Consider the following 24,942-nt stretch of genomic DNA (forward strand, 5'->3'; position numbering starts at 1 on the left):
GCATGAAACTGGTCCAACTCAGGGACGTTCCGCTCGGCCGACTGCTGGTAGTCGCCGGGCACCTCACCGGCCAGCGGTGGAACCGCTATCTGGCCGAGGAGCACGGCCTCACCCAGGCCGGGATGGTCACCCTGATGGCCCTCGCCGAGCACGGGGAGCTGCCGCACCGCGCGGTGGCCGAGCTGTGCTTCGTCCGCCCGGCCACCCTCACCGGCATCGTCGACACCCTCGAACGCGACGGCCTGGTGCAGCGACGTAGGGACGGCACCGACCGGCGTACCGTCAAACTGACCCTGACCCCGACCGGCCGTGACCGGGTGGACGCCCTGACCGCGATGATCCAGGCGCGCCGCCCCCTCACCTCGGTCGACGCCGACCCGACCAAGGCGGCCGTCATCCGGCAGTTCCTCCTCGAGGTCATCGGCCAGGAGGAGCCCACCGGCAGAACCGCAGGAGACCCGACATGCTGATCCGGTTGCTGCGCAGCAACCTGCGCCCGTACCGACGGCCACTGGCCATGGTGGTGCTGCTCCAGTTCGTCAGCACCATCGCCTCGCTGGCCCTGCCGAGCCTCAACGCCGACATCATCGACCTCGGGGTGGCCCGGGGAGACACCGACTACATCCTGCGTACCGGCGGTTGGATGCTGGCACTCACCGTGGTGCACATCATCTGCCTGATCGCGGCGGTCTACCTGGGTGCGCACATCGCCATGGGCTTCGGCCGGGACCTGCGGGCGGCACTGTTCGGGCATGTCAACCGCTTCTCCGCCCGGGAGGTGGCCCACTTCGGCGCCCCCTCGCTGATCACCCGCAACACCAATGACGTGCAGCAGGTGCAGATGCTCGTGTTGATGAGCTGCACCATGCTGGTCGCCGCCCCGATCATGAGCGTCGGCGGGGTGGTGATGGCCCTGCGGGAGGATGTCGGGCTCTCCTGGCTGCTGCTGATCTGCGTACCCGTGTTGGCGATCCTGCTGGGCCTGATCATCCGGCGGATGGTGCCCAGCTTCCGGCTGATGCAGACCCGGATCGACACCATCAACCGGGTGTTGCGGGAGCAGATCACCGGCATCCGGGTGGTCCGGGCCTTCGTCCGGGAGCCGTACGAGACGGCCCGGTTCGCCAACGCCAACACCGACCTGACCGCGACCGCCCTGCGTACCGGCCGACTGATGGCGTTGATCTTCCCGGTGGTGATGCTGGTGCTCAACGTCTCCAGCGTCGCGGTGCTCTGGTTCGGCGGTCAACGGGTCGACGAGGGCGCCATCCAGGTCGGCGCGCTGACCGCCTTCCTGCAATACCTGATGCAGATCCTGATGGCCGTCATGATGGCCACCTTCATGTTGATGATGGTGCCGAGGGCGGCGGTCTGCGCGGAACGCATCACGGAGGTGCTGGACACCGAATCCTCCGTGGTGCCCGCCCCGGACCCGGTCGTCGAGGTGACCAGCCGAGCCGAGTTGGAACTGCGCGAGGTGCGGTTCCAGTACCCGGGGGCCGCCGAGCCGGTGCTGCGGGACATCTCCTTCCGGGTGACACCGGGAAGCACCACGGCGATCATCGGCAGTACGGGGGCCGGCAAGAGCACCCTGCTCTCGCTGATCCCCCGGCTGGTCGACGTGACCTCCGGTGCCGTACTGGTCGACGGGGTCGACGTACGGCAGTTGGCGCCGGAGCAACTGTGGAACCGTATCGGGCTGGTGCCACAGCGGCCGTACCTGTTCAGCGGCACGGTGGCCAGCAACCTGCGCTACGGCAACCCGCAGGCCACCGACGAGGAACTCTGGACGGCCCTGGAGATCGCCCAGGCCCGGGACTTCGTCGAGGCCATGCCGGAGGGGTTGGCGGCCCCGATCGCACAGGGCGGCACGAACGTCTCCGGCGGCCAGCGACAGCGGCTGGCGATCGCCCGCGCCCTGGTCCGACGGCCGGAGATCTACCTCTTCGACGACTCCTTCTCCGCACTGGACCTCGGCACGGACGCGCGCCTACGGGCGGCCCTGCGGCCGGTCACCGCCGACGCCGCGGTGGTCATCGTCGCGCAACGGGTCTCCACCATCATCGACGCCGATCAGATCATCGTGCTGGAGAACGGCGGGGTGGTCGGCCTGGGCCGGCACGAGGACCTGCTGACGGCCTGCCCCACGTACGCCGAGATCGTGGCGTCCCAACGCACCACGGAGGTGCCGGCATGACCGAGCGGCGACCCGGGACGGCGGCCATCCCCGCACAGCAACCGGCCGGCGAGAGTACGCCGAGACGACTGCCCGGCGGGGGTCATCGTGGCGGTCCGCACGGCGGCATGGGTATGGGGATGCCCGCCGAGCGTTCGATGAACTTCGGGCCCAGCGCCCGACGCCTGCTGGGCCGACTGCGTCCGCATCGCCTGCACCTGACGGCGGTCATCGCCCTGGCGGTGCTGAGCGTCGGGTTCACCGTGATCGGCCCCAAGGTGCTAGGGCACGCCACCGACCTGATCTTCACCGGGGTGATCGGCCAGCAACTGCCGGCGGGCACCAGCGCCGAGCAGGCCGTCGCCGCGGCCCGGGCGGCCGGCAACGACAACTTCGCCGACATGCTCGCCCGGATGGATGTGGTGCCCGGAGTGGGCATCGACTTCGCCGCCCTGGGCCGGGTGCTGATCTTCGCGTTGGTCCTCTACCTGGCGGCCAGCGTGCTGATGTGGTGGCAGGGGTGGCTGCTCAACGGGGTGGTCCAGCGCACCGTGTTCCAACTGCGGGCCGACGTCGAGGAGAAGCTGAACCGGCTGCCGCTGCCCTACTTCGACCGGCAGCCGCGCGGGGAGTTGCTCAGCCGGGTCACCAACGACATCGACAACATCTCGCAGACCCTCCAGCAGACCCTCAGTCAACTGCTGACCGCGCTGCTCACCGTGGTCGGGGTACTCGGCATGATGTTCTGGATCTCACCGCTGCTGGCCCTGGTGGCGCTGGTCGCGGTGCCGTTGTCGGTGCTGGTGACCGGGCAGATCGCCAAGCGGTCGCAGCGCAAGTTCATCGCCCAGTGGGCCCACACCGGCGAGTTGAACGGGCAGATCGAGGAGGCGTTCACCGGCCACGAACTGGTCAAGGTCTTCGGCCGCCAGCGGGAGGTGGAGGCGGCCTTCCACGCCAAGAACGACGAACTGTTCCAGGCCAGCTTCGGGGCCCAGTTCATCTCCGGGATCATCATGCCGGCGATGTTCTTCATCGGGAACCTCAGCTACGTGGCGATCGCGGTGGTCGGCGGGTTGCAGGTGGCCTCCGGTGCGATGAGCCTCGGCGACGTGCAGGCGTTCATCCAGTACTCCCGCCAGTTCACCCAGCCGCTCACCCAGGTGGCCTCGATGGCCAACCTGCTCCAGTCCGGGGTGGCCTCGGCCGAGCGGGTCTTCGCGGTGCTCGACGCCGAGGAACAGGAACCGGACCCGGCGGTGCCGGCCCGGGTCAGCGACCCGCACGGTCGGGTGGAATTCCACGACGTCTCCTTCCGGTACGACCCGGACACGCCGCTGATCTCCGACCTCTCCCTGGTCGCCGAGCCGGGACACACCGTGGCCATCGTCGGGCCCACCGGGGCCGGCAAGACCACCCTGGTCAACCTGATCATGCGCTTCTACGAGTTGGATGCCGGCCGGATCACCCTCGACGGGGTGGACATCACCACCCTCAGCCGGGACGACCTGCGCGGCCGCATCGGCATGGTCCTTCAGGACGCCTGGCTGTTCGGCGGCACCATCCGGGACAACATCGCCTACGGGCGGCCCGAGGCGACCGAGGAGGAGATCCTCGCCGCCGCCCGGGCCACCTTCGTGGACCGGTTCGTCCGTAGCCTGCCCGAGGGCTACGACACCGTGATCGACGAGGAAGGCAGCAATGTCAGCGCGGGTGAGAAGCAGCTCATCACCATCGCCCGGGCCTTCCTGGCCGAACCCGCACTGTTGATCCTCGACGAGGCGACCAGCTCGGTGGACACCCGCACGGAGGTGCTGCTCCAACGGGCCATGGCGGCCCTGCGGTCGGAGCGGACCAGCTTCGTCATCGCGCACCGGCTCTCCACCATCCGCGACGCCGATCTGATCCTGATGATGGAACAGGGCCGCATCGTCGAGCAGGGCACCCATGCCGAACTGCTCGCGGCCGGCGGCGCCTATCACCGGCTCCATCAGGCCCAGTTCCAGCAGCCGGTCGGCGGCGAGGACCCGGTGGCCGTGCCCGCCTGAGGGTGCCGGGCCGCTGACACGGGACCTGTCAGCGGCCCGGCCGCGGCCGACATCGGGAACGGGGGACCCGACGCACACGGGGCCGCGCCGACAACGGTACGCCGCCGGGCGAGATTCCGGCGACCGTCACCGCACACCAGCCGATTTCGATATTCCCCGCTCAAAGCCGTCACCGGCCACACCACCAGCGAGTGTTGCTGGTCACGACGGGGCAGGGCCCTCCATGGTGACCCCGAACACATCGTCAGGCTCGGTAACTGTCCGAACCGCCCACACCACGAGGGGATCGCGGTGCCCGACCTACTTACCCAGGTGGCGTCACCTGGCTGGGCATACCTCGTGCTGTTCGTGCTGCTGCTGGTGGACGCCTTCGTACCGGTGGTGCCCACCCAGTTGTTGATGATCACTGGCGGCGCCCTCACGGTGTACGGCGGACTGGACCTGCCGCTGGCCATCGGCATCGGCGCTCTCGGGGTGTTCACCGGCGACCTGGCCTGTTACCTGCTCGGCCGCAGCACCTCGCGGCGTCAACCACCTCGCCCGCAGACGCGGGGGCGGACCCGGCGGTTGGCCGGTCGCCTGGCCGCCGGCCTGCGTCGGCCCGGCCCCACGGGGTTGCTGCTCTGCCGGTTCGTGCCGGGCGGCCGGATGACGGTCTGCTTCGCCTCCGGTCGGGGCCGGTATCCCCTGCGACTGTTCCTGCCCTACACCGCCCTGGCGGCGACCGCCTGGGCCTCGTACGGGGGTCTGGTGGGACACCTGGGCGGGGCGGCGCTGACCGGGTCGACCTGGCGGATGTTGGTGATCGCGGCGGTGGCCGCCGGTGGGTTCGCCCTGACCGGCTGGGCCCTGGCGGCGATCGCCGCCCGGTTCACCCCGGCACCGGCCGAACTGCCTGCCGACTGAGCCGACCGGGCGGTCACCCTGGGGGTGATGCCGGATGGCCTGTCGGGGTGCACCCGGGGTCGAATTTCGGTGCTCGTCCCGGATCCCTCTGGGGTGGGTTCGGCGACAGGCTGAGCCATGCCTGGAATCCGGAACATCGGTGCACTGGCCCTCGGGGGGATCGCCCTGGCCGCACTGCTCGCCGTCGTCGGCCATCTTGCCGTGCGGGACCTGGACCCGATGCGCCTGACCGTCAGCGACTACGCGGTCTCCGACTCCGGCGGAGCCATTCACCTGGCGATGGTGACCCTGGCGGTGGCCTCGGCTCTGCTGGTACCGGCCCTGCGCCGCCTGGCCGGACCGGGCGGTCGACTGGGCACGGCTCAACTGCTGCTCGCGGTGTGGGCCGGTGGGCTGCTGATCGCCGGTCTGGTGCCGACGAATCCGCCCGGCACCGAGATGGGCACCGCCGCCCACGTACACCGGTACGCCTCCGTGCTGGCCTTCCTGGCCCTGCCCCTGGTCGGCTGGCTGCTCGCCGCCCACCTGCCCGCCGGAAGCCGTACCGGCCGGTGGTTGCGGATGCTCGCGGTGGCCAGCCTGCTGCTGGCCGCCGCCCAGGTCTGGTCGGCCTATCCCGGTGACCGCGCCCTCTACGGCCTGATCGAACGGGCCCTCATCCTCACCGAGGTCGGCCTGCTCGTGCTGCTGGCCACCGCCCTGCCCACCCCCGGTCGGAGGCGGACAGGGCGGCCGCCGGCGATGCAGGTCACTCCAGCTCGTGCAGCATCAGTTGGCGGGCGGCCTCGGTGATCGAGCCGGAGAGGCTGGGGTAGATCGTGATGGTCTGGGCCAGCTCGTTGACGGTCAGGTTGTTCTCCACCGCCATGGTGATGGGCAGGATCAGCTCGCTGGCCTTGGGAGCCACCACCACTCCGCCGATCACCTGGCCGCTGGCCGGGCGACAGAACAGCTTGACGAAGCCGTCGGCCATCTCGTCCATCTTCGCCCGGGCGTTGCCGTCCAGCGGCAGCATCACCTGGCGGGCCGGCACCTTGCCGGCGTCCACCTCGTCCTGCGAGACCCCGACCGTGGCCAGTTCGGGATCGGTGAAGACATTCGCCGAGACCGTACGCAGCCGAAGGGGCCGCACGGCCTCGCCGAGGGCGTGCCACATGGCGATCCGGCCCTGCATGGCGGCGACGCTGGCCAGGGGCAGCACCCCGGTGCAGTCACCGGCCGCGTAGATGCCGGGCACGTTGGTACGGGAGACCCGGTCCACCGTCACGTAACCGCCCCGGGCCAGTTCCACGCCGTACTCGGCCAGCCCCAGCGCCTCCGTGTTCGGGATCGAGCCGACCGCGATCAGGGCGTGCGAGCCGTACACCTTGCGGCCGTCGGAGAGCTCGACCTCGACGCCGTCGGCGGTACGGCGGACCCCCTCGGCGCGGGAGTTGTTCAGGATGCTCATGCCCCGGGCCCGGAACACCCGCTCGATGGCCTGCGCGGCGTCGGCGTCCTCGTGCGGCATCACCCGGTCCCGGCTGGAGACCAGGGTGACCTGCACACCCATGGCCAGGTAGGCGCTGGCGAACTCGGCGCCGGTCACCCCGGAACCGACCACGATCAGGTGCTCCGGCAGCTCCGGCAGGTCGTAGACCTGTCGCCAGGTCAGGATGCGCTCGCCGTCCGGCACGGCGGTGGGCAGCTGACGGGGGGTGGCCCCGGTGGCGACCAGCACCGTCGAGGCGCCGATCGCGTACGCGGCCTCCTCGCCGTGCGGGGTGACGATCACCCGGTGGGTGTGCCCCAGGGTGTCCTCGCCCATCCGGGCCCGCCCGGAGACGAAGGTGACCCCGGCCTTGACCAGCTTGGCGTGGATGTCACTGGACTGGGCCAGGGCCAGCCGCTTGACCCGCTCGTTGACCGTCCGGGCATCGACCGTCACGGCCTCCAGGCCGTCGGAGTGCACCCCGAAGACCTCGGTGTCGCGGTACCCGGTCACCACCTCGGAGCTGGCGATGAAGGTCTTGGACGGCACGCAGTCGGACAGTACGCAGGCACCCCCGGCGCCTTCGTCCTCCACGACTGTGACATCGGCGTCCAACTGGGCCGCCACCAGCGCCGCCTCGTAGCCCGCCGGCCCTCCGCCGATGATCACGATCCGGCTCACCACGACCGCCCCTCATCCATGCTCACAGTGACTTTCTTCTCCCCGGTACGTGCGACACGCACTGTCGTATTCTCCCCCGGGCGCCTGCCGGGCTATCGTCATCGCCGTGCGTCATTACGCCGCCTACGGCTCGAACCTGGACCCTGCTCGGATGCGCGCCTACTGCCCGCATTCGCCGATGGTGGGCATCGGCTGGCTGGAGGGCTGGCGCCTCACCTTCGCCGGTGAAGATGTCATCGGCTGGGAGGGCGCGGTCAGCACGGTGGTCGAATCGCCCGGCGACCGGGTCTTCGTGGCGCTCTACGACATCCATCCGTACGACGCGGCCCAGCTCGACGAGATCGAGGGGGTCACCGCCGGCACCTACCGGAAGCTGACCGTACGGGTGTCGACCCTGGACGGCGACGTGACCGCCTGGGTGTACGTGTTCGACGGCTACGAGGGCGGGCTGCCCACCTCGTGGTATCTGTCCGAGATCGCGAACGCCGCCGAGAAGGCGGGCGCGCCGGACGACTACGTCCTCGAACTGCGGTCCCGCCCCACCGGCACCGCATCGGCGTAGCGCGTCTCCCACACCCTCAGTCTGCTACCGGCCGCCGACACGGCGGGCGTCGACCCCGGAACCCGGGCGATCTGTCCCGGTCAGCCCGCTTTATCCCCCGTCCGGTAGGGTGCCCGGGCCGCTGGGCGCCCCCGGGTGGTGTCGGGCCGACCGGCCTGCGGGCGGTCCGGGCGGTCAGCTCTCGGTGCGGGTCCGGGCTGTCGCCAGCAGTTCCACCAGTTCCGCGCCGCCGGCGGGACCGAGGGCCACGAAGGCGGGTGCCACCAGGCGGTCGGTCACCGCCTCGGCCCACAACCGCCGCCGCACCAGCGGCCCGACCGGCGGGTACGGCGGTGGCCACCCGCAGGCGATCGCCCCGCTCTCCCCCTCCGGCCCGGCGAGCACCGCTTCCAGCGGGGTCATCCCGCTGGCCCGTACCGCCACCAGATGGGCACCGGTGAAGTGCTCCCGCAGCAGGCGCAGCCCGGCGGCCAGTCGGCCGGCCGGGGTCACGGCCGGCGAGGGCATGGCCCGCCAGGCCGCGAACAGCGGCATGGCGCTGGCGTCGGCCGCCGTCACGGCCCGCTCCACCAGGTCGACCAGCCGGTCCAGGTGGGGCAGGTCGGCCAGCCGGTCCTCGCCCCAACGGCAGCACTCGGCCAGGCTGGCGGCGGCCACCTCCAAGGGGCGTACCGTCCGGGCGGCGCCCTCCCAGCCGTCGGCCACCGCCTCCGGGGCGATGAAGCCGAGGGCCGCGGCGGCCGTCTCGGCGCGTACGTCCCCCAGGGCACCGGCCCGGCCGGTGATGTAGAAGGCCCAGCCCGAGATGCCGAGCAGCCGGGCCCGCCGCAGGGTGCTGGGGCACCGGCCGTACGCCTCACCCAGGGCGAGCACCGCAGGCTTGCTGGCCGCCGCCACCTGTTCCGGCGTCATCCCCAGCCACCCGAGGGTCCGTCCGTCAGGGAGCGCGCCGATGGTCCGTCCATGGGACATCAGTCTGCCCCGCCACCGGCCGAGCCGGCATCCTCCTCCTCGGCGTCCAACGCCTCGACGGCGGCTTCGACCTCACCGGTGCGGCGGCGGGCCGCACCGGCGGCCCGTTCGGCCGCCCGGCGGGCCAACCGGGCCCGGCTGAGTTCCTGCTCGGCCACGGCCCGTCGGCGCTCCAACTCGGCCAACTCCGCTTCCAGTCGGTCCAGGGCGGCGGCGCCGTCCCGCTCGGCCGCCGCCGCGCCCGCCAACTCCTCCTCGGCCCGGTCCTGGTCGGTACGGGCCCGGTTCAGCTCCTTGGCCAGGGCCCGACGGCGGCGCTCGCGCTCGGCGCGGGCCGCCCGCTGGGCCTGTTCGGCCCGCAGCGCGCTGCCCTGGGCGGGCTGTTGTCGCGGCGGTACGGCCGGCGGCTCCTGCCCACCGGTCACCAGGCGCAGTTGCGGCCGGGGTACCTCACCGAAACCGGCGTAGTGGGCGGAGCGCAGCAGGCGACCGGAGCGGATCTGCTCGGCTACCTGGGCGTCGGACAGGGCGGCGTTCAGGGTCGCCTCGACCTCGGCCAACGGCAGCTTCCCGCTCGACGGGGCCCCCTCGACCTCGGCGGCCAGCCGGCGTACCTCGGCGACCAGGGCAGCCACCACGGCCCGCCGCTGCGCGGACAACTCCCGCAGGCGCGGGCCACGCAGCTCCCGCTGCGCGGTCCGCAGGGCCTCGGCCAGCTGCACCAGGTCGGCCACCAGCTCGGGCCGCTCCAGGGCCAGCAGGTTCACCAGCCAGGCGGCGACGGTGGGCCGACGCAATCGGGCGATCTCCCGGGCGGCACCCGGATCTCCGGCACGACGGGCCTGGGCCACGGCGGCGTCCCGGGCCGCGACGAACCGGTCCGGCGGCGTCCGGTAGAGCTGCTCGACGAGGTCGGGCGCCGATTCGGGCATCGGGCTCAGCCGTCGATCCGGCTGCCCGGCTCCAGCCGTCGGTACTCGCTGCCCGACAGGGCCGTGTACTGCCGGTCGAGCACCATCAGGCCGTTCGCGTTGAGCAGGCCCTCGTGCAGGGCGAAAACCCGGCGCGGAGCGACCGCGCGGATGAAGTCGACCACCTCGGAGAACTTCGACCAGGGGGCGTGGATCGGCGCGAAGAGGGTGTCCACCTGCACGTCCTCGGGCGCGTAGAGGGCGTCGCCGGGGTGGTAGACGACCTCGTTGAACAGGTACCCGATGTTGTCGATCACCGGGATGTCGGGGTGGATCACGGCGTGTCGACCGCCGTAGGCACGTACCGGCACCCCGGCGGCGGTGAAGGAGTCCCCGGGGCGTACCGGGCGCAGCGCCTCGGCCGCCTCACCCAACATCCCGGACAGCGACTCCGGACCGTGGATGACGAAGGGGCGCCGTTCCAACTGCCGGTTGACCGCCTCGGCATCCAGGTGGTCGGTGTGCTCGTGGGTGATCAGCACCGCGTCTGCGCCGTCCAGCGCCACTGCCGATTCGCTGAATATGCCCGGATCGACGACCAGCACCGCCCCGTCGTGCTCGATCCGCACGCACGAGTGCGCGTACTTGGTGATCCGCATCGTGATGCCTCCCATACCGAATCGTGATGTCTCCAGCGCAGTCTGCCGGAACCCGTCAGGTGGTGCGGCACGTCCCACCTATCGCCCCACCGCGGGTCCAGGAAAGGGGAACGGGGATGGAACTGCAAGGAGCACGCCGAGCCGCCACTGCGGCGGTGGGCGCCCTACTGGCCCTGCTGATGCTCGCCGGGTGCGGCAGCGGCGACTCGGGTGGCCACGACTCGGCCGCGGCCGACGAGCGGGCCGCCGGACCGGCCATGGCCGAACGGGAGCCGGCCGGTGAGCCGGCCCCGGGCGGGGCGGGTGCGGCGACGGACACCCGGGTCGAGCAACGCGCCATCATCTACACCGGATCGCTGGAGGTCCGGGTGGACGATGTGGAGGTCGCGGCCCGGGAGGCCGTGGCGGTGGCGACCCGAGCCGGTGGCTTCGTCGGCGGTGACCGGCGTCGCAGCGCGGCGGCGGACGCGGTCGCGGAGTTGGAGCTACGGGTGCCGGCCGACCGGTTCCACCCGGTGGTGGAGGAACTCGCCCGGCTGGGCAGCCAGCAACGTCGGACGATCGAGACCCAGGACGTCACCGAGGAGACCGTCGACCTGGACGCCCGGATCGCCACCCAGCGGGCCCGGGTGGACAGCGCCCGGCGGTTGCTGGCCCAGGCCGACTCGATCAGCGACCTGATCAGCCTGGAGAACGAGCTGGGACGCCGAGAGGCCGACCTGGCCTCGCTGGAGGCGAAGAAGCGGCGACTGGCCGACCTGACCGCCCTGTCGACGATCACCGTCTCCCTGGCCGGTCCGAACGCGAGCACCGAGGAGGACGATCAGCTCGGCTTCCTGACGGGGCTCAGCGGCGGCTGGAAAGTCTTCCTGACCTCGATGACCGTGCTGGTCACCGTGCTCGGCGCGGTCCTGCCGTGGCTGCTGGTGTTCGGCGTACCGCTGGGGTTGCTCTGGTGGTGGCACCGGCGGCGGCGCGGCCACCGGCCCACCGAGCCGGCCCTGGTAGCGCCGATCGGGGCACCGCCACCGCCGGGAGTGACCGGGGGCGGGGTCAGCGCAGCGCCGCCAGTGCCTGGAGCGCGGTCTGCACCATGAGCCGTACGCCGGCCGGGATGGCCCGCTCGTCCACGTCGAAGGACGGCCGGTGCAGGTCCACGTTGGGCCCGGCCCGGCCGACTCCGAGTCGGGCCAGGGCTCCGGGGACGTACTCCAGATACCAGGAGAAGTCCTCGCCGCCCATGCTCTGCGGGGTCTCCGCGACCCCCTCCGGGCCGAGGGCGGCGATGGTCGCCGCGGTCAGCACGCTTATCGCCTGAGCGTCGTTGCTGACCGGCGGACGGCCGCGCAGGTACTCGATGTCGACCGTGGCGCCGGTCGGGGCCAGGACGTCACGGACCACCTGGGTGACGATGTCCGGGGCACCGTGCCAGGTGTCCCGGTCCATCACCCGCAGGGTGCCGGACGCGGAGGCCTCGGAGGGAATGACGTTGTACTGGGTGCCGGCGGAGGCGTGGCCGAAGACCAGCAGCAGGCCGCTGTTCGCCGGCACCCGGCGGCTGACCAGGGCGGGCACCTCGGTGACCAGCCGACCCAGGGCGTCGACCAGGTCGACCGTCAGGTGTGGACGAGCGGTGTGGCCCCCGGGCCCGGTCAGCCGTACGGTGACGTTGTCGGCGGCGGCCGTGATCGGGCCGATCCGCAGGCCGATCCGGCCCACCGGCAGGCTCGGGTCGCAGTGCAGCGCGAAGATCTGCACCACGTCGTCCAGACCGCCGGCCTCGATCACCTCCAGCGAGCCGCAGGGCAGGATCTCCTCGGCGGGCTGGAAGATCAGCCGGACCCGGCCCGGCAGCTCGCCCTGGTCGGCGAGCTGGGCCAGCATCATGCCGACGCCGAGCATGACCGTGGTGTGCACGTCGTGACCGCAGGCGTGGCAGACCCCGTCCACTGTGGAGCGGTACGGAACCTCCTTGGCGTCGGCCAGCGGCAGCGCGTCGATGTCGGCGCGCAGGGCGATCACCGGGCCGTCCGGGCGGCCGTTGATGTCGCAGATGACCCCGTTGCCCTTGGGTAGCAGGCGCGGACTGAGCCCGGCCAGGGAGAGTTCCCGGGCGATCAGGGCGGCGGTCTCGAACTCCTCGCCGGACAGCTCCGGATGCGAGTGGAGGTGACGGCGGGTGGCGATCAGGCCCGGCACCCGCAGCGCGAGCAGGTGGTCCAGCTCGGCGGGCAGGGGCTGGCCACCGGGCGGCGGCACCAGCTGCTCGCCGGTGGGCATCGTCAGCGCAGTCGTCACGTCGAAATCTCGATCACTAGAGATGGATGGATCATCGGGGACAGCAGACAGGGTAGACCTTCGATGGTGACTCTGCGCAACTTCGTTCCGGTGATCGTCGGACCGCACAGCGTCACGTATGCCCTGCTGAGAGCCCCCAGAGCGGAGCGAGACAGCAGGTAGATCGCCGTTGAACGACCTCATCCGCCCCCCACCTCCTACAACCTGTAACCGGCCGGTCGAGCCGAAAAATCCGTTGATGGGTTTTCCGAATTGTCGCATTAGTCGCTCGATCAACTGACCCTACGACAATTACCCGACCACAGCCGGCGACGGGCGCACCGTGGCACGTTCACACGTACGGTCACCCCCCGACCGGACACGGTGTGCGTCAAAGATCAGCCGGGAGGGCCCGCCGGAACCCTGCCGAACGGCATACCCCGCCCGGCGGCCCTCCACTCGGCGCTACGGAAAGTCAGAACCGGTCGGTCGGCTGGTATCGGCCCCACACCTCGCGCAGCGCCCCACACACCTCACCGACGGTGGCCCGCAGCCGCAGCGCCTCCTTCATCGGGTACAGCACGTTGGCGCTGCCCTTGGCGGCATCCTGAAGGTCCGTCAGGGCCTGCTGCACGGCGGCGTTGTCGCGCTCGGCGCGCAGCCGGGCCAGCCGCTCGGCCTGGGCCGCCTCGATCGCCGGGTCCACCCGCAGCGGCTCGTACGGCTCCTCGGCGTCGACCGTGAACCGGTTGAGCCCGACCACCACCCGCTGCCCCGAGTCGATCTCCTGGGCGATCCGGTACGCGGACTGCTCGATCTCCCGCTTCTGGAAACCCGCCTCGATCGCCTCCACCGACGAGCCGTGCTCGAAGACCCGGGCCATCAGCGCGTCCGCCGCCGCCTCGATCTCCGAGGTCATCGCCTCCACCACGTACGACCCGGCGAAGGGGTCGACCGTGGCGGTCAGGTCCGTCTCGTACGCCAGCACCTGCTGGGTCCGCAGCGCCAGCCGGGCCGCCTTCTCGGTGGGCAGGGCGATGGCCTCGTCAAAGCTGTTGGTGTGCAGCGACTGGGTGCCGCCGAGCACCGCCCCGAGCCCCTGCACGGCCACCCGGACCAGGTTCACCTCGGGCTGCTGGGCGGTCAGCTGCACCCCCGCGGTCTGGGTGTGGAACCGCAGCATCATCGACTTCGGGTTCTTCGCCCCGAACTCGTCGCGCATCAGTCGGGCCCAGATCCGCCGGGCCGCCCGGAACTTGGCGACCTCCTCCAGCAGGGTGGTCCGGGCGACGAAGAAGAACGACAGACGGGGGGCGAAATCGTCCACGGCCAGCCCGGCGGCGATCGCGGCCCGGACGTACTCGACGCCGTTGGCGAGCGTGAAGGCGATCTCCTGCACGGGCGAGGCCCCGGCCTCGGCCATGTGGTAGCCCGAGATGGAGATGGTGTTCCACTTCGGCACCTCGCTCCGGCAGTAGCCGAAGGTGTCCGCGACCAGCCGCAGGGAGGGCTTCGGCGGGAAGATGTAGGTCCCCCGGGCGATGTACTCCTTGAGGATGTCGTTCTGGATGGTGCCGTTCAGGGCGGCGCCCGGCACCCCGTTCTCCTCGGCGACCAGTTGGTAGAGCAGCAGCAGCACCGAACCGGGGGCGTTGATCGTCATCGAGGTGGAGACCTGGTCCAGCGGGATGCCGTCGAACAGCAGCCGCATGTCCTCGATCGAGTCGATGGCCACCCCGACCTTGCCCACCTCGCCGGAGGCGATCGGGTCGTCGGAGTCGTACCCCATCTGGGTGGGCAGGTCGAAGGCGACCGAGAGGCCCATCGTCCCGGCCCGCAACAACTGGTGGTACCGCGCGTTGGACTCGGTGGCGGTGCCGAAACCGGCATACTGGCGCATGGTCCACGGGCGAGAGGTGTACATCGTGGGGTACACGCCACGGGTGTACGGATACTGGCCCGGGGTGCCCAGTCGGGAGTCCAGGTCACCGGGAAGGTCGTCGACCGTGTAGACGTCCTTGACAGGGAAACCGGATTCGCTCGACCGCCGTTCACTCATCACCGGATGGTAGGCCGAACAGGTCGATCAGCGGGGTGAGGGGGGACACACATTCCCAGGTCGACAACGCAATGACGAGAGGTGAAGGGCCATACACGTACCGTTCGGTACGGTAAACGTCCGTCGCGGCGGGTTTCGCATCGGGCGTCTGAACCAGCAAGATAGGGGGGTTGTGTCCCAGCCCTCTCGACTTCCCCCGGTGGCTTTTCTGTGACTCAGATCCCAACGTGGAGCGGCGGACCAGTCAGCACTCCCACCAATGGACGCGCGACACCCGGCACCGTCATCGGTGACCGCTACTCGCTGCGATCGGCGGTGGGCAACGGTGGCATGGGCACGGTCTGGCGAGCCACAGACACGCTGCTGCGCCGCGACGTGGCCGTCAAGGAGGTCGTCCTACCGCCGGGGCTGGCCCCCAGTGACCGCGACGCGATGTACGAACGCACCCTGCGCGAAGCCCGCGCCGCCGCCGCCATCGCCCACCCGGCCGTCGTGCAGGTGTACGACGTGGTGACCGAGGCGGGTCGGCCCTGGATCGTGATGGAGCTGCTGGACGCCCGCAGCCTGGCGGACATGGTGATCGAGGACGGGCCGATCGCCCAACGGGTGGTCGCCAAGATCGGCATCGCTCTGCTCGGTGCCCTGGAGGTGGCCCACGCGATCGGTGTGCTGCACCGCGACGTCAAGCCGGCCAACGTGCTGATCTGCTCCGACGGCAGGTGTGTGCTCACCGACTTCGGGGTGGCCCGGATGCCGACCGACGTGCAGCTCACCACGCCGGGCATGGTGCTCGGCTCACCGCACTTCATCTCGCCCGAGCGGGCCATGGGGCAGGAGTTCGGCCCGCCCAGCGATCTGTTCTCCCTCGGCGTGACCCTCTACACCGCGGTGGAGGGTCGGCCCCCCTTCGACCGGGGCGACCCGATCGAGACCATGCACGCCGTGGTCGAGGACCCACCGGCCCCGCCGCAGCGCAGCGGCCCGCTGACCCGGGTGCTGATGGGCCTGCTGGAGAAGGACCCGGCCCGCCGACTCGACGTGCACACCGCCCGCGCCATGCTGCGCGAACTGCTCGCCGGCCCGCTCAGCAGCAACGCCGCCGCGGTCAACTCGATGACCGACCCGTACTCGGTGATGCAGATGCCGCAGCAGCCCGCGGCGATCAGCGCCCCACCCACCCCGGCCAAGGGCAAGCCCTCCGGCCAGATCGGCGGCTCGGCGATGCTGGCCCCCGGCGAGTCGCTGACCGACCGGCTGGCCGCGCTGCGCCGGGGGGAACGCCCCGGCCAGACCACCCCGGTCAACGCCGTTGCGATGGAGGAGACCAGCGCCGACACCCTGGCCCGACCGGCACAGCACGGCGCGATGTCCCCGCCACCGATCGGCCGGACCTACGGCGGCGGTGCCGACGCCACCCAGCACATCGGCGGCGCGGCGGCGACCCAGCGGATCGGCGGTGCGGACGCCACGCAACGGTTCGGCGGAGCCGAGGCCACCCAGCACATCGGCGGGGCGGACGCCACGCAACGCGTGGGGCCGGGGGCGTTCGGTTATGGCGGCGGGCAGCCGGAGGCCACCCAGCACATCGGCGGTGACTACGGCGGCCAGTGGCCGGCCGCACCCAGCCAGCCGTACGGTGCCCGGCCGACCCCCACCGGCGGCAGCCCGATGGACAAGGCGAAGGCAGCCGGCACCCAACTGGTCGGCACCGTCAAGGGCTGGCCGCGCAAGATGCAGCTCGCCGCGGCCGGCGGCCTGGTGCTGATCCTGCTGATCGGGATCGTGGCGCTCTCCGGCGGCGACGACTCGTCACCGACCACCCCGGTCGCCGACCCCTCCCCCTCCGCCGACGCGGGACCCGGCATCGAGATGCAGGAGCACTCGGGGCGCGGAGTGCAGGTGCTGGTGCCCAAGGGCTGGAAGAAGGCCAGCGGTGGCGTCTATGTCGACTACACCGACCCGGAGGACAGCGGCCGGCGGGTACGCATCCTGAACGAGGAGTGGCGTGGCGACTCGGCTCGCTGGGCGCAGAGCGCCGAGAACTTCCTGAAGAGCAGGTCGACCTCCTGCGCCAAGCCGTACAACCAGATCTCGATGGAACAGAAGGAACTGGCCGGTAAGCCGTCGGCCGAGTTCGAGTACACCTGCGGCCAGGGCGACAGCATGCGGCACGGGATCTGGCAGGGGGTGGCCCACGAGGGCCGGATGTACTCCTTCTACCTGACCGCGACGGACTCCCGCTTCGAGGAGAGCAAGCCAATCTACGACGAGATGGTGAAGTCGTTCCAGCTCACCAACGCCGGCTGAGTCGGGGCGAGGGCCCGTGGTGATCCGCCGTCGTGCTATCAAGAGCCAATGGCGGCGGACACCGAAGACCTAGACAGCATTCGCGAGCGGGCCGAGCGTTGGCTCGCCGACGATCCGGACCCCGCCGACCGGGCGGAACTGCGGGCGGTGCTCGACGACCTTCCGGCCAGCGCGCCGGAGTTGGCAGACCGGTTCGCCGGACCGCTGACCTTCGGCACCGCCGGCCTCCGCGGCCCGCTGCGCGCCGGCCCGAACGGGATGAACCTCGCCGTGGTCACCCAGGCCGCCGCCGGGCTGGTCGCCTGGCTGGCGGCCCAGGGTGGCACCGGCCCCCTGGTGATCGGGTACGACGCCCGGCACGGCTCCCGGCAGTTCGCCGAGCGGACCGCCCAAGTGGCCACCGGGGCGGGACGGCCCGCCCTGCTGCTCCCCCGGCCCCTGCCCACCCCGGTGCTCGCCTACGCGGTCCGGCAACTCGGGGCGGTCGCCGGCGTGATGGTCACGGCGAGCCACAACCCGCCCCAGGACAACGGCTACAAGGTCTACCTCGGCGCCGAGTTGGGTGGGGAACTGGGTGCCGGGGCACAGATCGTGCCGCCGGCCGATGCCGGCATCGAGGCCGCCATCCGGGCTGTCGGTCCGCTCGCCGAGGTGCCGCTCGGTCCTCCCGGCCAGGTACTCGGTGACGAACTGGTCGCCGGTTACGTGGCCCGCGCGGTCGAGGTGCTGCCGGCGAACGGTCCACGCGAGCTGAGGGTGGTGTACACCCCGCTGCACGGCGTCGGCGCGGCCGTGCTCACTGCGGCCTTCGCCGCCGCCGGGTTCCCGGTCCCCGGGGTGGTGCCCGACCAGGCCGAACCGGACCCGAACTTCCCCACCGTCAGCTTCCCCAACCCGGAGGAGCCGGGCGCGGTGGATCTGCTGGTCGCGCTCGCCGAGTCGACCGATGCCGACCTGGCCATCGCCAACGACCCCGACGCCGACCGCTGCGCCGTCGCGGTCCACGACGGCACAGGCTGGCGGATGCTGCGCGGCGACGAGTTGGGGGTGCTGCTCGCCGACCACCTGATGCGGCGCGGAGTGACCGGCCTGTACGCCACCACAATCGTGTCCTCGTCACTGCTGCGCGCGATGTGTACCGCCCGGAACCTGCCGTACGACGAGACGTTGACCGGGTTCAAGTGGATCGTCCGGGCCGGTGGCGGAGCCGAGCCGCTGGTCTTCGGCTACGAGGAGGCGCTCGGCTACTGCGTGGCCCCCGAGCACGTCCGGGACAAGGACGGCATCACCGCCGCCCTGACGGTCGCCGAGTTGGCCGCCGGCCTCAAGGCACAGGGCCGCACCCTCACCGACCGGCTGGACGAGCTTGCCGCCGAGTTCGGCGTACACCACACCGACCAACTCTCCGTACGCGTCGACGACCTGCGCCTGATCGCCGACGCGATGGCCCGAATCCGCGCCGCCACCCCGACCACCCTGCTCGGCCACCCGATCACCGAAGCACAGGACCTGCTCCCCGAAGCAGACGTGATCATCCTCCGCACCGACACCGCCCGGGTGGTGATCCGCCCCTCCGGCACCGAACCCAAACTCAAGGCGTACCTGGAGGTGGTGGAGCCGGTCACGGACGGCGACGTCGCGGCAGCCCGCTCCCGCGCCGCCCAAGCGGTTGCGGCCCTACGCACCGAAACCGCCACCGCTCTGGGCATCTAACCCACCCCGCCTTTGTCGCGTTGATCATGAGGTTGGCGGCACCGCAGAGATCAACGACTGCCGCCAACCTCATGATCAACGCGACAAAGGGCGGGGGTGGGGTGGGGTGGGGTTAGAAGCGGGGCATGCCGCCGAATTGGCGGTCGCCGGCGTCGCCCAGGCCGGGGACGATGAACTTGCTGTCGTTGAGGCCCTGGTCGATGGAGGCGGTGACCAGGCGGAGCGGCAGGTTGGAGCGCTTGAGGCGCTCGATGCCGGCCGGGGCGGCCAGTACGCAGAGCACGGTGATGTCGGTGCAGCCACGCTCGGCCAGCAGTCGGCAGCAGTGCTCCAGCGAGCCCCCGGTGGCCAGCATCGGGTCCAGGACCAGCACCGGCAGGCCGGTCAGGTCCCGGGGCAGCGACTCCATGTAGGCGCGCGGCTCGAAGGTCTCCTCGTCACGGGCCAGCCCGACGAAGCCCATGGATGACTCCGGCAGCAGCCCCAGCGCGGCGTCGGCCATGCCGAGGCCCGCCCGCAGCACCGGCACCAGCAGTGGGGGGTTGGCCAGCCGGGTGCCCTCGGTGGCGGTCACCGGGGTCTGCACGGGGTAACGCTCGATCGGGAAGGAGCGCGCCGCCTCGTACACCAGCATGGTGGTGAGTTCGTGCAGGGCCGCCCGGAAGGAGGAGGAGTCGGTCCGTTCGTCCCGCATGACGGTCAGCCGAGACTGGGCGAGCGGGTGGTCAATGACGTGTACGTCCACGATCGCTCAACCTACCCGGCGCCGGGGGCGGCGCGAGGGCCACCGGCGCTACCAGCGATCCCGCTCACCGATGGAGCGCATTGGTCAAGATCACTAGCTGACCCTCTGCGTAGACTTCGGGACATGACGGCGACAGCGACGTCGGCCCGCTCGGACCTTACCGAGCTGGGACGATCCGAGACCGCTCTGCGTACCTTCCTGCACGGTCTACCGGGGGTGGACCAGGTCGGCGCAGAGCAGCGGGCGGCCCAACTCGGCACCCGCTCCATCAAGACCACCGCCAAGGCCCAGGCCATCGACCTGGCTATCCGAATGGTCGACCTGACCACGCTGGAAGGCGCGGACACCCCGGGTAAGGTGCGTGCCCTGGCCGCCAAGGCGCTGCGTCCCGACCCGGCCGACCCCTCCTGCCCGCACGTCGGCGCGGTCTGCGTCTACCCATCGATGGTCCCGTACGCGGCCGAGGTGCTGCGCGGCTCCGGGCGGACATCCGGCGGACCGGGACAGGCGAACGGCGCCGCGCCGACCGGCGTAGTGCACCTGGCCAGCGTGGCCACGGCCTTCCCGTCCGGTCAGGCGCCGCTGGAGGTCAAGCTCGCCGACACCCGGGCGGCCGTGGAAGCCGGCGCCGACGAGATCGACATGGTGATCAACCGGGGGGCCTTCCTGACCGGCCGCTACACCGAGGTCTACGACGAGATCGTCGCGGTCAAGGAAGCCTGCGGGGACGCCCACCTCAAGGTGATCCTGGAGACCGGCGAGTTGGGCACGTACGACAACGTCCGTCGCGCCTCCTGGCTGGCGATGCTGGCCGGCGGCGACTTCATCAAGACCTCCACCGGCAAGGTCCCGGTCGCCGCCACCCTGCCGGTGACCCTGGTGATGCTGGAGGCGGTCCGGGACTTCCGCGCCGCCACCGGGCGGCAGGTAGGCGTCAAGCCCGCCGGTGGCATCCGGACCACCAAGGACGCCATCAAGTACCTGGTCATGGTCAACGAGACCGTCGGGCCGGACTGGCTGGACCCGGACTGGTTCCGTTTCGGCGCCTCCAGCCTGCTCAACGACCTGCTGATGCAGCGCACCAAGCTGACCACCGGTGTCTACGCCGGTCCCGACTACTTCACCCTGGACTGACCGCGATGTTCGAATATGCTCCCGCCCCCGAGTCCCGCTCGGTGGTGGACCTCAAACCGTCCTACGGCCTGTTCATCGACGGCCGGTTCGTCGACCCGACCGACGGCGGCAGCTTCAAGTCGATCAACCCGGCCTCCGAGGAGGTCCTGACCGAGGTGGCCGAGGGCGGCGCCCAGGACGTGGACCGCGCGGTCCGCGCCGCACGGAAGGCGTACGAGAAGGTCTGGGGTCCGATGTCGGGCCGGGACCGGGCCAAGTACCTGTTCCGGATCGCCCGGATCATCCAGGAACGCTCCCGCGAGCTGGCCGTGCTGGAGTCCCTGGACAACGGCAAGCCGATCAAGGAGTCCCGGGACGTCGACCTGCCGCTGGTCGCCGCGCACTTCTTCTACTACGCCGGTTGGGCCGACAAGCTGAACCACGCCGGCTTCGGTGCCAACCCGCAGCCGCTCGGAGTGGCCGCCCAGGTCATCCCGTGGAACTTCCCGCTGCTGATGCTGGCCTGGAAGATCGCCCCGGCCCTGGCCGCAGGCAACACCGTGGTACTCAAGCCGGCCGAGACCACCCCGTTGACCGCGCTGCTGTTCGCCGAGATCTGCCAACAGGCCGACCTGCCGCCCGGCGTGGTCAACATCGTCACCGGTGCCGGCGAGACCGGGCGGGCGCTGGTCGAACACGAGGGGGTGGACAAGGTCGCCTTCACCGGCTCCACCGAGGTCGGTCGGGCCATCGCCCGATCGGTAGCCGGCAGCCGCAAGAAGCTCACCCTGGAACTGGGCGGCAAGGCGGCCAACATCGTCTTCGACGACGCCCCGGTCGACCAGGCCGTCGAGGGCATCGTCAACGGCATCTTCTTCAACCAGGGGCACGTCTGCTGCGCCGGTTCCCGGCTACTGGTCCAGGAGTCCGTCGCCGAGCAGGTGCTGGAGTCCCTCAAGCGCCGGATGGCCCAACTGCGGGTCGGTGACCCGCTGGACAAGAACACCGACATCGGGGCGATCAACTCGGCCGCCCAACTGGCCCGGATCCGGGAACTGACCGAGGCCGGGGCCGCCGAGGGGGCCGAGCAGTGGTCGCCGTCGTGTGAGCTGCCCGAGCGGGGCTTCTGGTTCGCGCCGACCATCTTCACCGGGGTCACCCAGGCACACCGGATCGCCCGCGAGGAGATCTTCGGCCCGGTGCTGTCCGTGCTCACCTTCCGCACCCCGGCCGAGGCCGTGGAGAAGGCCAACAACACGCCGTACGGGCTGTCGGCCGGGATCTGGACCGAGAAGGGTTCCCGGATCCTGTGGACGGCCGACCGGCTGCGCGCCGGGGTGGTCTGGGCCAACACGTTCAACAAGTTCGACCCGACCTCGCCGTTCGGTGGCTACAAGGAGTCGGGCTACGGTCGCGAGGGCGGCCGGCACGGGCTGGAGGCGTACCTCAATGTCTGAGCGGATCGCGGTACGCAAGACGTACAAGCTCTTCATCGGCGGGAAGTTCCCGCGCAGCGAGTCGGGACGGTCGTATCTCGTGCAGGACTCCAACGTGTCGCTGGCCTCCCGCAAGGACGCACGGGACGCCGTGGTCGCCGCCCGCGCCGCCGTGAAGGGCTGGGCCGGGGCGACCGCGTACAACCGGGGTCAGATCCTCTACCGGGTGGCCGAGATGCTGGAGGGCCGCCGCGAACAGTTCATGGCCCTGGGCGTACCGGCCGACGAGGTCGACGCCGCGACCGACCGCTGGGTCTGGTACGCGGGCTGGTCGGACAAACTGCCGCAGGTGTACGGCGGCGCCAACCCGGTCGCCGGGCCCTACTTCAACCTCTCCGCCCCCGAACCGACCGGAGTGGTGGCGGTGGTGGCCCCGGAGGCACCCGCCCTGCTGGGCCTGGTCAGCGTGATCGCCCCGGCGATCGTCACCGGCAACACCGTGGTGGTGGCCGCCTCCCCGACCGCGCCGCTGGCCGCGGTGACCCTGGCCGAGGTGCTGGCCACCTCCGACCTGCCGGGCGGGGTGGTCAACATCCTCACCGGTCGGCTGTCGGAGACCGTGCCGACGCTGGCCGCGCACATGGACGTCAACGCGATCGACCTGACCGGGGTGATCGATCCCGAGTTGGCCGCTGACCTGGAGGTCAAGGCTGCGGAGAACCTCAAGCGGGTGCTGCGGCCGGTGTCGGATGATCACGACTGGACTGCCGATCCTGGGGTGGGGCGGATGACTGCGCTGGTGGAGACGAAGACGGTGTGGCATCCGAAGGGGGTCTGATTCTGGTTTTCGGGCTCCTGGGGTGGGTTTCCGGGGGAGCCCACCCGCTCCGGGCGGTCAGGCTTGATCCCTGCGCGGGTGGGCTCCCCCGGAAACCCTGACGTGGCCATGGTCCGTCCCTGGGATGCGGTGGGCCGTAGGTGCGGTGGGGCGCAGGCCCGTCAGCCCGGGTTTGCTGGGTCGAGTTCCGCCTTCGGGCGCAACAACGCCGAAGTTGCGGTGTGCGGATGGGGTTGATACCGCAACTTCGGCGTACTTGCACCTGCCGGGACACGATCCAGGCGACTGGCGCAACCAGGACTACCGAGCTTGAGGTGGCGACCGATATCGCAAGAACGCCGAAATTGCTGGATGCGCGCCCTCTCGATACCGCAACTACGCCGTACTTGCGCTCGCCGGGACGCGATCCGAGGCACCGGCCGTGGCGGGGCTGCCTGTCCGGGCTTTGAGGTGGCGCACTGCACGGGCAAGTGCTGCTGTGCCGTGGTCGGGGCTGCAACGGCGCTGGTGGGGCGGAGGCGGCGGGATCGCAGGGCGGGCGGTGGGCTCCGCGAGCGTGGGACGGGGGTGGTTGGGGTGTGCGGGCGGTCTACTACGGGGGGTAGGATTTTGGGGTGACTCGGCTAGGTGATCTTGAGCGTGCGGTGATGGACGTGTTGTGGGACACGGTGCCCGCCAGGTCGGACGGGGTCACAGTGCGCGAGGTGGCCGACGCCCTGGCCGGACGCGAGCTGGCGTATACGACGGTGATGACGGTGCTCGATCGGCTCGCCGGCAAGGGCATGGTGCAGCGCGAGCGGGAGGGCCGGGCCTGGCGCTACCGCGCGACGGCCAGCCGGGAGGCGCACATCGCCCAGCTCATGCTCGACGCCCTCGATCTCGGCGGCAGCCGGGACGCGGCGCTGGTCCGGTTCGCCCGGTCGGTCACCGGCACGGAGGCGGATGTGCTGCGCGCCGCCCTTGCCGCGGAGGCCACGTCGAGCGAGGAAGTCGGCGGTCTGACCGATCGGATCGAGGTGCCGCCGGTCGACCGGGCGAGCCGTTCGGGCGAGAGCGCGGAGCGGTAGGGCGACGTCGTGGCCTACGCTCTGCACTTCACCGCCGCGATGCTGGCCTGTTGGCTGCTCGCGCAGGTGCTGGCCCGTTCCACCTGGACCTGGCGTAGCCCCGGGGTGGCGATCCTCTGCTGGCAGGCGATCGGTCTGGGCGCCGGGCTGTCCGCGATGGGGATGCCGATCGCGCTCGGTCTGGCGCCGTACCAGCTGGGCACCGGCAGCGCCCTGCTGGCCCTGGCCAGGGACCTGTGGCACAGCACCCTGCCGGCCGGTCTGGGCGTGGTGCACCTGGGCCTGGTGGGCATCGGCTTCGGCATCGGCGCGGTGCTGTTGACCACGACGGTACGCAGCATCCACGGCACGGTACGCGCCCAGCGTCGGCACCGGGATTTGCTGACCCTGGTGGCGCGGCGGGATCCGGCGGTGCCCGGAGCACTCGTGCTCGACCACCCGAGCGCGGCCGCGTACTGCCTGCCGGGGGTACGCCCCCGGGTGGTGGTCAGCGCCGGTGCGCTGGACCTGCTCGATCCGGCCGAACTGGAGGCGGTGCTGGCCCACGAGCGGGCCCACGCCCAGGAGCGGCACGATCTGGTGCTGCTGCCCTTCACCGCGCTGTGTCGGGCGCTGCCCTGGCTGCGCTGGGTCCGTCAGGCGCACGAGCGCGTCGGCCTGCTGGTCGAGATGCGCGCGGACGACAAGGCCCGCGAACAGCACGCGGACGCCCCACTGGCCGGTGCCCTGCGCCGGTTCGCCGCCGCCGGTGACCGGATCTCCCCGGCCGGCACCCTGGGCCTGGGAGATCGGGACCTGGACGTCCGGATGCAGCGGCTGCTGGTCGCCGGGCGCCCACCCCGACTGCTCGGCGCCGTCGCCCTGACGGTCACCGGCACCGCCGCCTACCTGCCGATCGGCCTCTTCCTGAGCTGAGCGCCGCACCGCCCGACCGGGAGCACCCCCAGCCGACGCCACCCGACGTGCCCCAGCCAGCACCGCCCCACCGGACCCTCGACCCT

General features: G+C 71.2%; 21 protein-coding genes. 14 read left to right on the forward strand and 7 right to left on the reverse strand.

Annotation, left to right across the window (positions count from 1 at the left end; genetic code table 11):
- The first annotated feature begins 2 nt into the window (after window positions 1–2).
- From ACLQ2T_RS08410 to ACLQ2T_RS08430, 5 genes are all read left to right on the forward strand, one after another.
- Window positions 3–470, forward strand: a complete 468-nt coding sequence (locus ACLQ2T_RS08410) for a MarR family winged helix-turn-helix transcriptional regulator (protein WP_425765418.1) — start codon at window positions 3–5, stop codon at window positions 468–470.
- Window positions 464–2,197 carry an ABC transporter ATP-binding protein gene (locus ACLQ2T_RS08415; protein WP_425765419.1) on the forward strand — a complete coding sequence of 578 codons (1,734 nt, stop codon included), beginning with the start codon at window positions 464–466 and terminating at the stop codon, window positions 2,195–2,197. Before ACLQ2T_RS08410 ends, ACLQ2T_RS08415 begins: the two co-directional genes overlap by 7 nt.
- Window positions 2,194–4,224, forward strand: a complete 2,031-nt coding sequence (locus tag ACLQ2T_RS08420) for an ABC transporter ATP-binding protein (RefSeq protein ID WP_425765420.1) — start codon at window positions 2,194–2,196, stop codon at window positions 4,222–4,224. The genes ACLQ2T_RS08415 and ACLQ2T_RS08420 overlap by 4 nt, the downstream gene beginning before the upstream one ends.
- 291 nt (window positions 4,225–4,515) lie before the next feature.
- Window positions 4,516–5,130 carry a DedA family protein gene (locus ACLQ2T_RS08425; RefSeq protein WP_425765421.1) on the forward strand — a complete coding sequence of 205 codons (615 nt, stop codon included), beginning with the start codon at window positions 4,516–4,518 and terminating at the stop codon, window positions 5,128–5,130.
- A gap of 117 nt (window positions 5,131–5,247) precedes the next feature.
- Window positions 5,248–5,922, forward strand: a complete 675-nt coding sequence (locus ACLQ2T_RS08430; protein ID WP_425765422.1) for a DUF998 domain-containing protein — start codon at window positions 5,248–5,250, stop codon at window positions 5,920–5,922.
- Here ACLQ2T_RS08430 and ACLQ2T_RS08435 read toward each other — a convergent pair.
- On the reverse strand, window positions 5,879–7,282 hold the full coding sequence (locus tag ACLQ2T_RS08435) for an NAD(P)H-quinone dehydrogenase (protein ID WP_425765593.1): 1,404 nt from the start codon (window positions 7,280–7,282) through the stop codon (window positions 5,879–5,881). The two genes, ACLQ2T_RS08430 and ACLQ2T_RS08435, sit on opposite strands and share 44 nt — an antisense overlap.
- A gap of 106 nt (window positions 7,283–7,388) precedes the next feature.
- On the opposite strand from ACLQ2T_RS08435, the gene ACLQ2T_RS08440 reads away from it, so the two are divergent.
- Complete coding sequence (locus ACLQ2T_RS08440; RefSeq protein ID WP_425765423.1) at window positions 7,389–7,844, forward strand: gamma-glutamylcyclotransferase; 456 nt, start codon at window positions 7,389–7,391, stop codon at window positions 7,842–7,844.
- Window positions 7,845–8,018: 174 nt separating this feature from the next.
- Here the strand turns inward: ACLQ2T_RS08440 and ACLQ2T_RS08445 are convergent, their stop codons facing one another.
- Genes ACLQ2T_RS08445 through ACLQ2T_RS08455 form a run of 3 tightly spaced genes read right to left on the reverse strand, consistent with a single transcriptional unit; the run spans window position 8,019 to window position 10,386 of the window.
- On the reverse strand, window positions 8,019–8,756 hold the full coding sequence (locus ACLQ2T_RS08445) for an SCO6745 family protein (protein ID WP_425765424.1): 738 nt from the start codon (window positions 8,754–8,756) through the stop codon (window positions 8,019–8,021).
- Window positions 8,757–8,815: 59 nt separating this feature from the next.
- Window positions 8,816–9,748 (reverse strand): hypothetical protein, encoded by a 933-nt coding sequence (locus ACLQ2T_RS08450; protein ID WP_425765425.1) that lies wholly within the window; start codon window positions 9,746–9,748, stop codon window positions 8,816–8,818.
- A gap of 5 nt (window positions 9,749–9,753) precedes the next feature.
- Window positions 9,754–10,386 carry an MBL fold metallo-hydrolase gene (locus tag ACLQ2T_RS08455; RefSeq protein WP_425765426.1) on the reverse strand — a complete coding sequence of 211 codons (633 nt, stop codon included), beginning with the start codon at window positions 10,384–10,386 and terminating at the stop codon, window positions 9,754–9,756.
- Window positions 10,387–10,502: 116 nt separating this feature from the next.
- Here ACLQ2T_RS08455 and ACLQ2T_RS08460 point away from each other — a divergent pair, with 116 nt between their 5' ends.
- A complete protein-coding gene (locus ACLQ2T_RS08460; protein WP_425765427.1) occupies window positions 10,503–11,483 on the forward strand; it encodes a DUF4349 domain-containing protein in 981 nt (326 codons plus the stop codon).
- Here the strand turns inward: ACLQ2T_RS08460 and ACLQ2T_RS08465 are convergent.
- Both ACLQ2T_RS08465 and ACLQ2T_RS08470 read right to left on the reverse strand, forming a co-directional pair.
- Complete coding sequence (locus ACLQ2T_RS08465; protein WP_425765428.1) at window positions 11,440–12,684, reverse strand: amidohydrolase; 1,245 nt, start codon at window positions 12,682–12,684, stop codon at window positions 11,440–11,442. The two genes, ACLQ2T_RS08460 and ACLQ2T_RS08465, sit on opposite strands and share 44 nt — an antisense overlap.
- 454 nt (window positions 12,685–13,138) lie before the next feature.
- Window positions 13,139–14,722, reverse strand: coding sequence for an acyl-CoA mutase large subunit family protein (locus tag ACLQ2T_RS08470; protein ID WP_425765429.1), 1,584 nt, complete (start codon window positions 14,720–14,722; stop codon window positions 13,139–13,141).
- Between the two features lie 210 nt (window positions 14,723–14,932).
- Here ACLQ2T_RS08470 and ACLQ2T_RS08475 point away from each other — a divergent pair, with 210 nt between their 5' ends.
- Together ACLQ2T_RS08475 and ACLQ2T_RS08480 are read left to right on the forward strand one after the other, a co-directional pair.
- Window positions 14,933–17,029, forward strand: coding sequence for a protein kinase domain-containing protein (locus ACLQ2T_RS08475; protein ID WP_425765430.1), 2,097 nt, complete (start codon window positions 14,933–14,935; stop codon window positions 17,027–17,029).
- Between the two features lie 48 nt (window positions 17,030–17,077).
- Entirely contained in the window at window positions 17,078–18,742 is a 1,665-nt protein-coding gene (locus ACLQ2T_RS08480) for a phospho-sugar mutase (protein ID WP_425765431.1), read from the forward strand.
- A gap of 112 nt (window positions 18,743–18,854) precedes the next feature.
- Here the strand turns inward: ACLQ2T_RS08480 and upp are convergent, their stop codons facing one another.
- Window positions 18,855–19,487 (reverse strand): uracil phosphoribosyltransferase, encoded by a 633-nt coding sequence (gene upp, locus ACLQ2T_RS08485; RefSeq protein ID WP_425765432.1) that lies wholly within the window; start codon window positions 19,485–19,487, stop codon window positions 18,855–18,857.
- Between the two features lie 123 nt (window positions 19,488–19,610).
- Between upp and deoC the strand changes: the two genes are divergently transcribed.
- From deoC to ACLQ2T_RS08510, 5 genes are all read left to right on the forward strand, one after another.
- A complete protein-coding gene (deoC, locus tag ACLQ2T_RS08490; RefSeq protein ID WP_425765433.1) occupies window positions 19,611–20,621 on the forward strand; it encodes a deoxyribose-phosphate aldolase in 1,011 nt (336 codons plus the stop codon).
- 5 nt (window positions 20,622–20,626) lie between these two features.
- Window positions 20,627–22,057 carry an aldehyde dehydrogenase family protein gene (locus ACLQ2T_RS08495; protein WP_425765434.1) on the forward strand — a complete coding sequence of 477 codons (1,431 nt, stop codon included), beginning with the start codon at window positions 20,627–20,629 and terminating at the stop codon, window positions 22,055–22,057.
- Window positions 22,050–22,874: an aldehyde dehydrogenase family protein gene (locus ACLQ2T_RS08500; protein WP_425765435.1), complete on the forward strand. Its 825-nt coding sequence runs from the start codon at window positions 22,050–22,052 to the stop codon at window positions 22,872–22,874. The genes ACLQ2T_RS08495 and ACLQ2T_RS08500 overlap by 8 nt, the downstream gene beginning before the upstream one ends.
- 614 nt (window positions 22,875–23,488) lie before the next feature.
- Complete coding sequence (locus ACLQ2T_RS08505; protein ID WP_425765436.1) at window positions 23,489–23,941, forward strand: BlaI/MecI/CopY family transcriptional regulator; 453 nt, start codon at window positions 23,489–23,491, stop codon at window positions 23,939–23,941.
- A gap of 9 nt (window positions 23,942–23,950) precedes the next feature.
- A complete protein-coding gene (locus ACLQ2T_RS08510) occupies window positions 23,951–24,856 on the forward strand; it encodes a M56 family metallopeptidase (protein WP_425765437.1) in 906 nt (301 codons plus the stop codon).
- Window positions 24,857–24,942 lie beyond the last annotated feature (86 nt).

The organism is Micromonospora sp. DT229, assembly GCF_049844505.1.
GTDB lineage: Bacteria > Actinomycetota > Actinomycetes > Mycobacteriales > Micromonosporaceae > Micromonospora.

What these genes read in the sequence shown, in the direction of transcription:
- ACLQ2T_RS08410 (WP_425765418.1), top strand. Translation starts at nt 3, where the DNA reads ATGAAACTGGTCCAACTCAGGGACGTTCCGCTCGGCCGACTGCTGGTA.
- ACLQ2T_RS08415 (WP_425765419.1), top strand. Translation starts at nt 464, where the DNA reads ATGCTGATCCGGTTGCTGCGCAGCAACCTGCGCCCGTACCGACGGCCA.
- ACLQ2T_RS08420 (WP_425765420.1), top strand. Translation starts at nt 2,194, where the DNA reads ATGACCGAGCGGCGACCCGGGACGGCGGCCATCCCCGCACAGCAACCG.
- ACLQ2T_RS08430 (WP_425765422.1), top strand. Translation starts at nt 5,248, where the DNA reads ATGCCTGGAATCCGGAACATCGGTGCACTGGCCCTCGGGGGGATCGCC.
- ACLQ2T_RS08445 (WP_425765424.1), bottom strand. Translation starts at nt 8,756, where the DNA reads ATGACGCCGGAACAGGTGGCGGCGGCCAGCAAGCCTGCGGTGCTCGCC.
- ACLQ2T_RS08450 (WP_425765425.1), bottom strand. Translation starts at nt 9,748, where the DNA reads ATGCCCGAATCGGCGCCCGACCTCGTCGAGCAGCTCTACCGGACGCCG.
- ACLQ2T_RS08455 (WP_425765426.1), bottom strand. Translation starts at nt 10,386, where the DNA reads ATGCGGATCACCAAGTACGCGCACTCGTGCGTGCGGATCGAGCACGAC.
- ACLQ2T_RS08460 (WP_425765427.1), top strand. Translation starts at nt 10,503, where the DNA reads ATGGAACTGCAAGGAGCACGCCGAGCCGCCACTGCGGCGGTGGGCGCC.
- ACLQ2T_RS08470 (WP_425765429.1), bottom strand. Translation starts at nt 14,722, where the DNA reads ATGAGTGAACGGCGGTCGAGCGAATCCGGTTTCCCTGTCAAGGACGTC.
- ACLQ2T_RS08480 (WP_425765431.1), top strand. Translation starts at nt 17,078, where the DNA reads ATGGCGGCGGACACCGAAGACCTAGACAGCATTCGCGAGCGGGCCGAG.
- deoC (WP_425765433.1), top strand. Translation starts at nt 19,611, where the DNA reads ATGACGGCGACAGCGACGTCGGCCCGCTCGGACCTTACCGAGCTGGGA.
- ACLQ2T_RS08495 (WP_425765434.1), top strand. Translation starts at nt 20,627, where the DNA reads ATGTTCGAATATGCTCCCGCCCCCGAGTCCCGCTCGGTGGTGGACCTC.
- ACLQ2T_RS08500 (WP_425765435.1), top strand. Translation starts at nt 22,050, where the DNA reads ATGTCTGAGCGGATCGCGGTACGCAAGACGTACAAGCTCTTCATCGGC.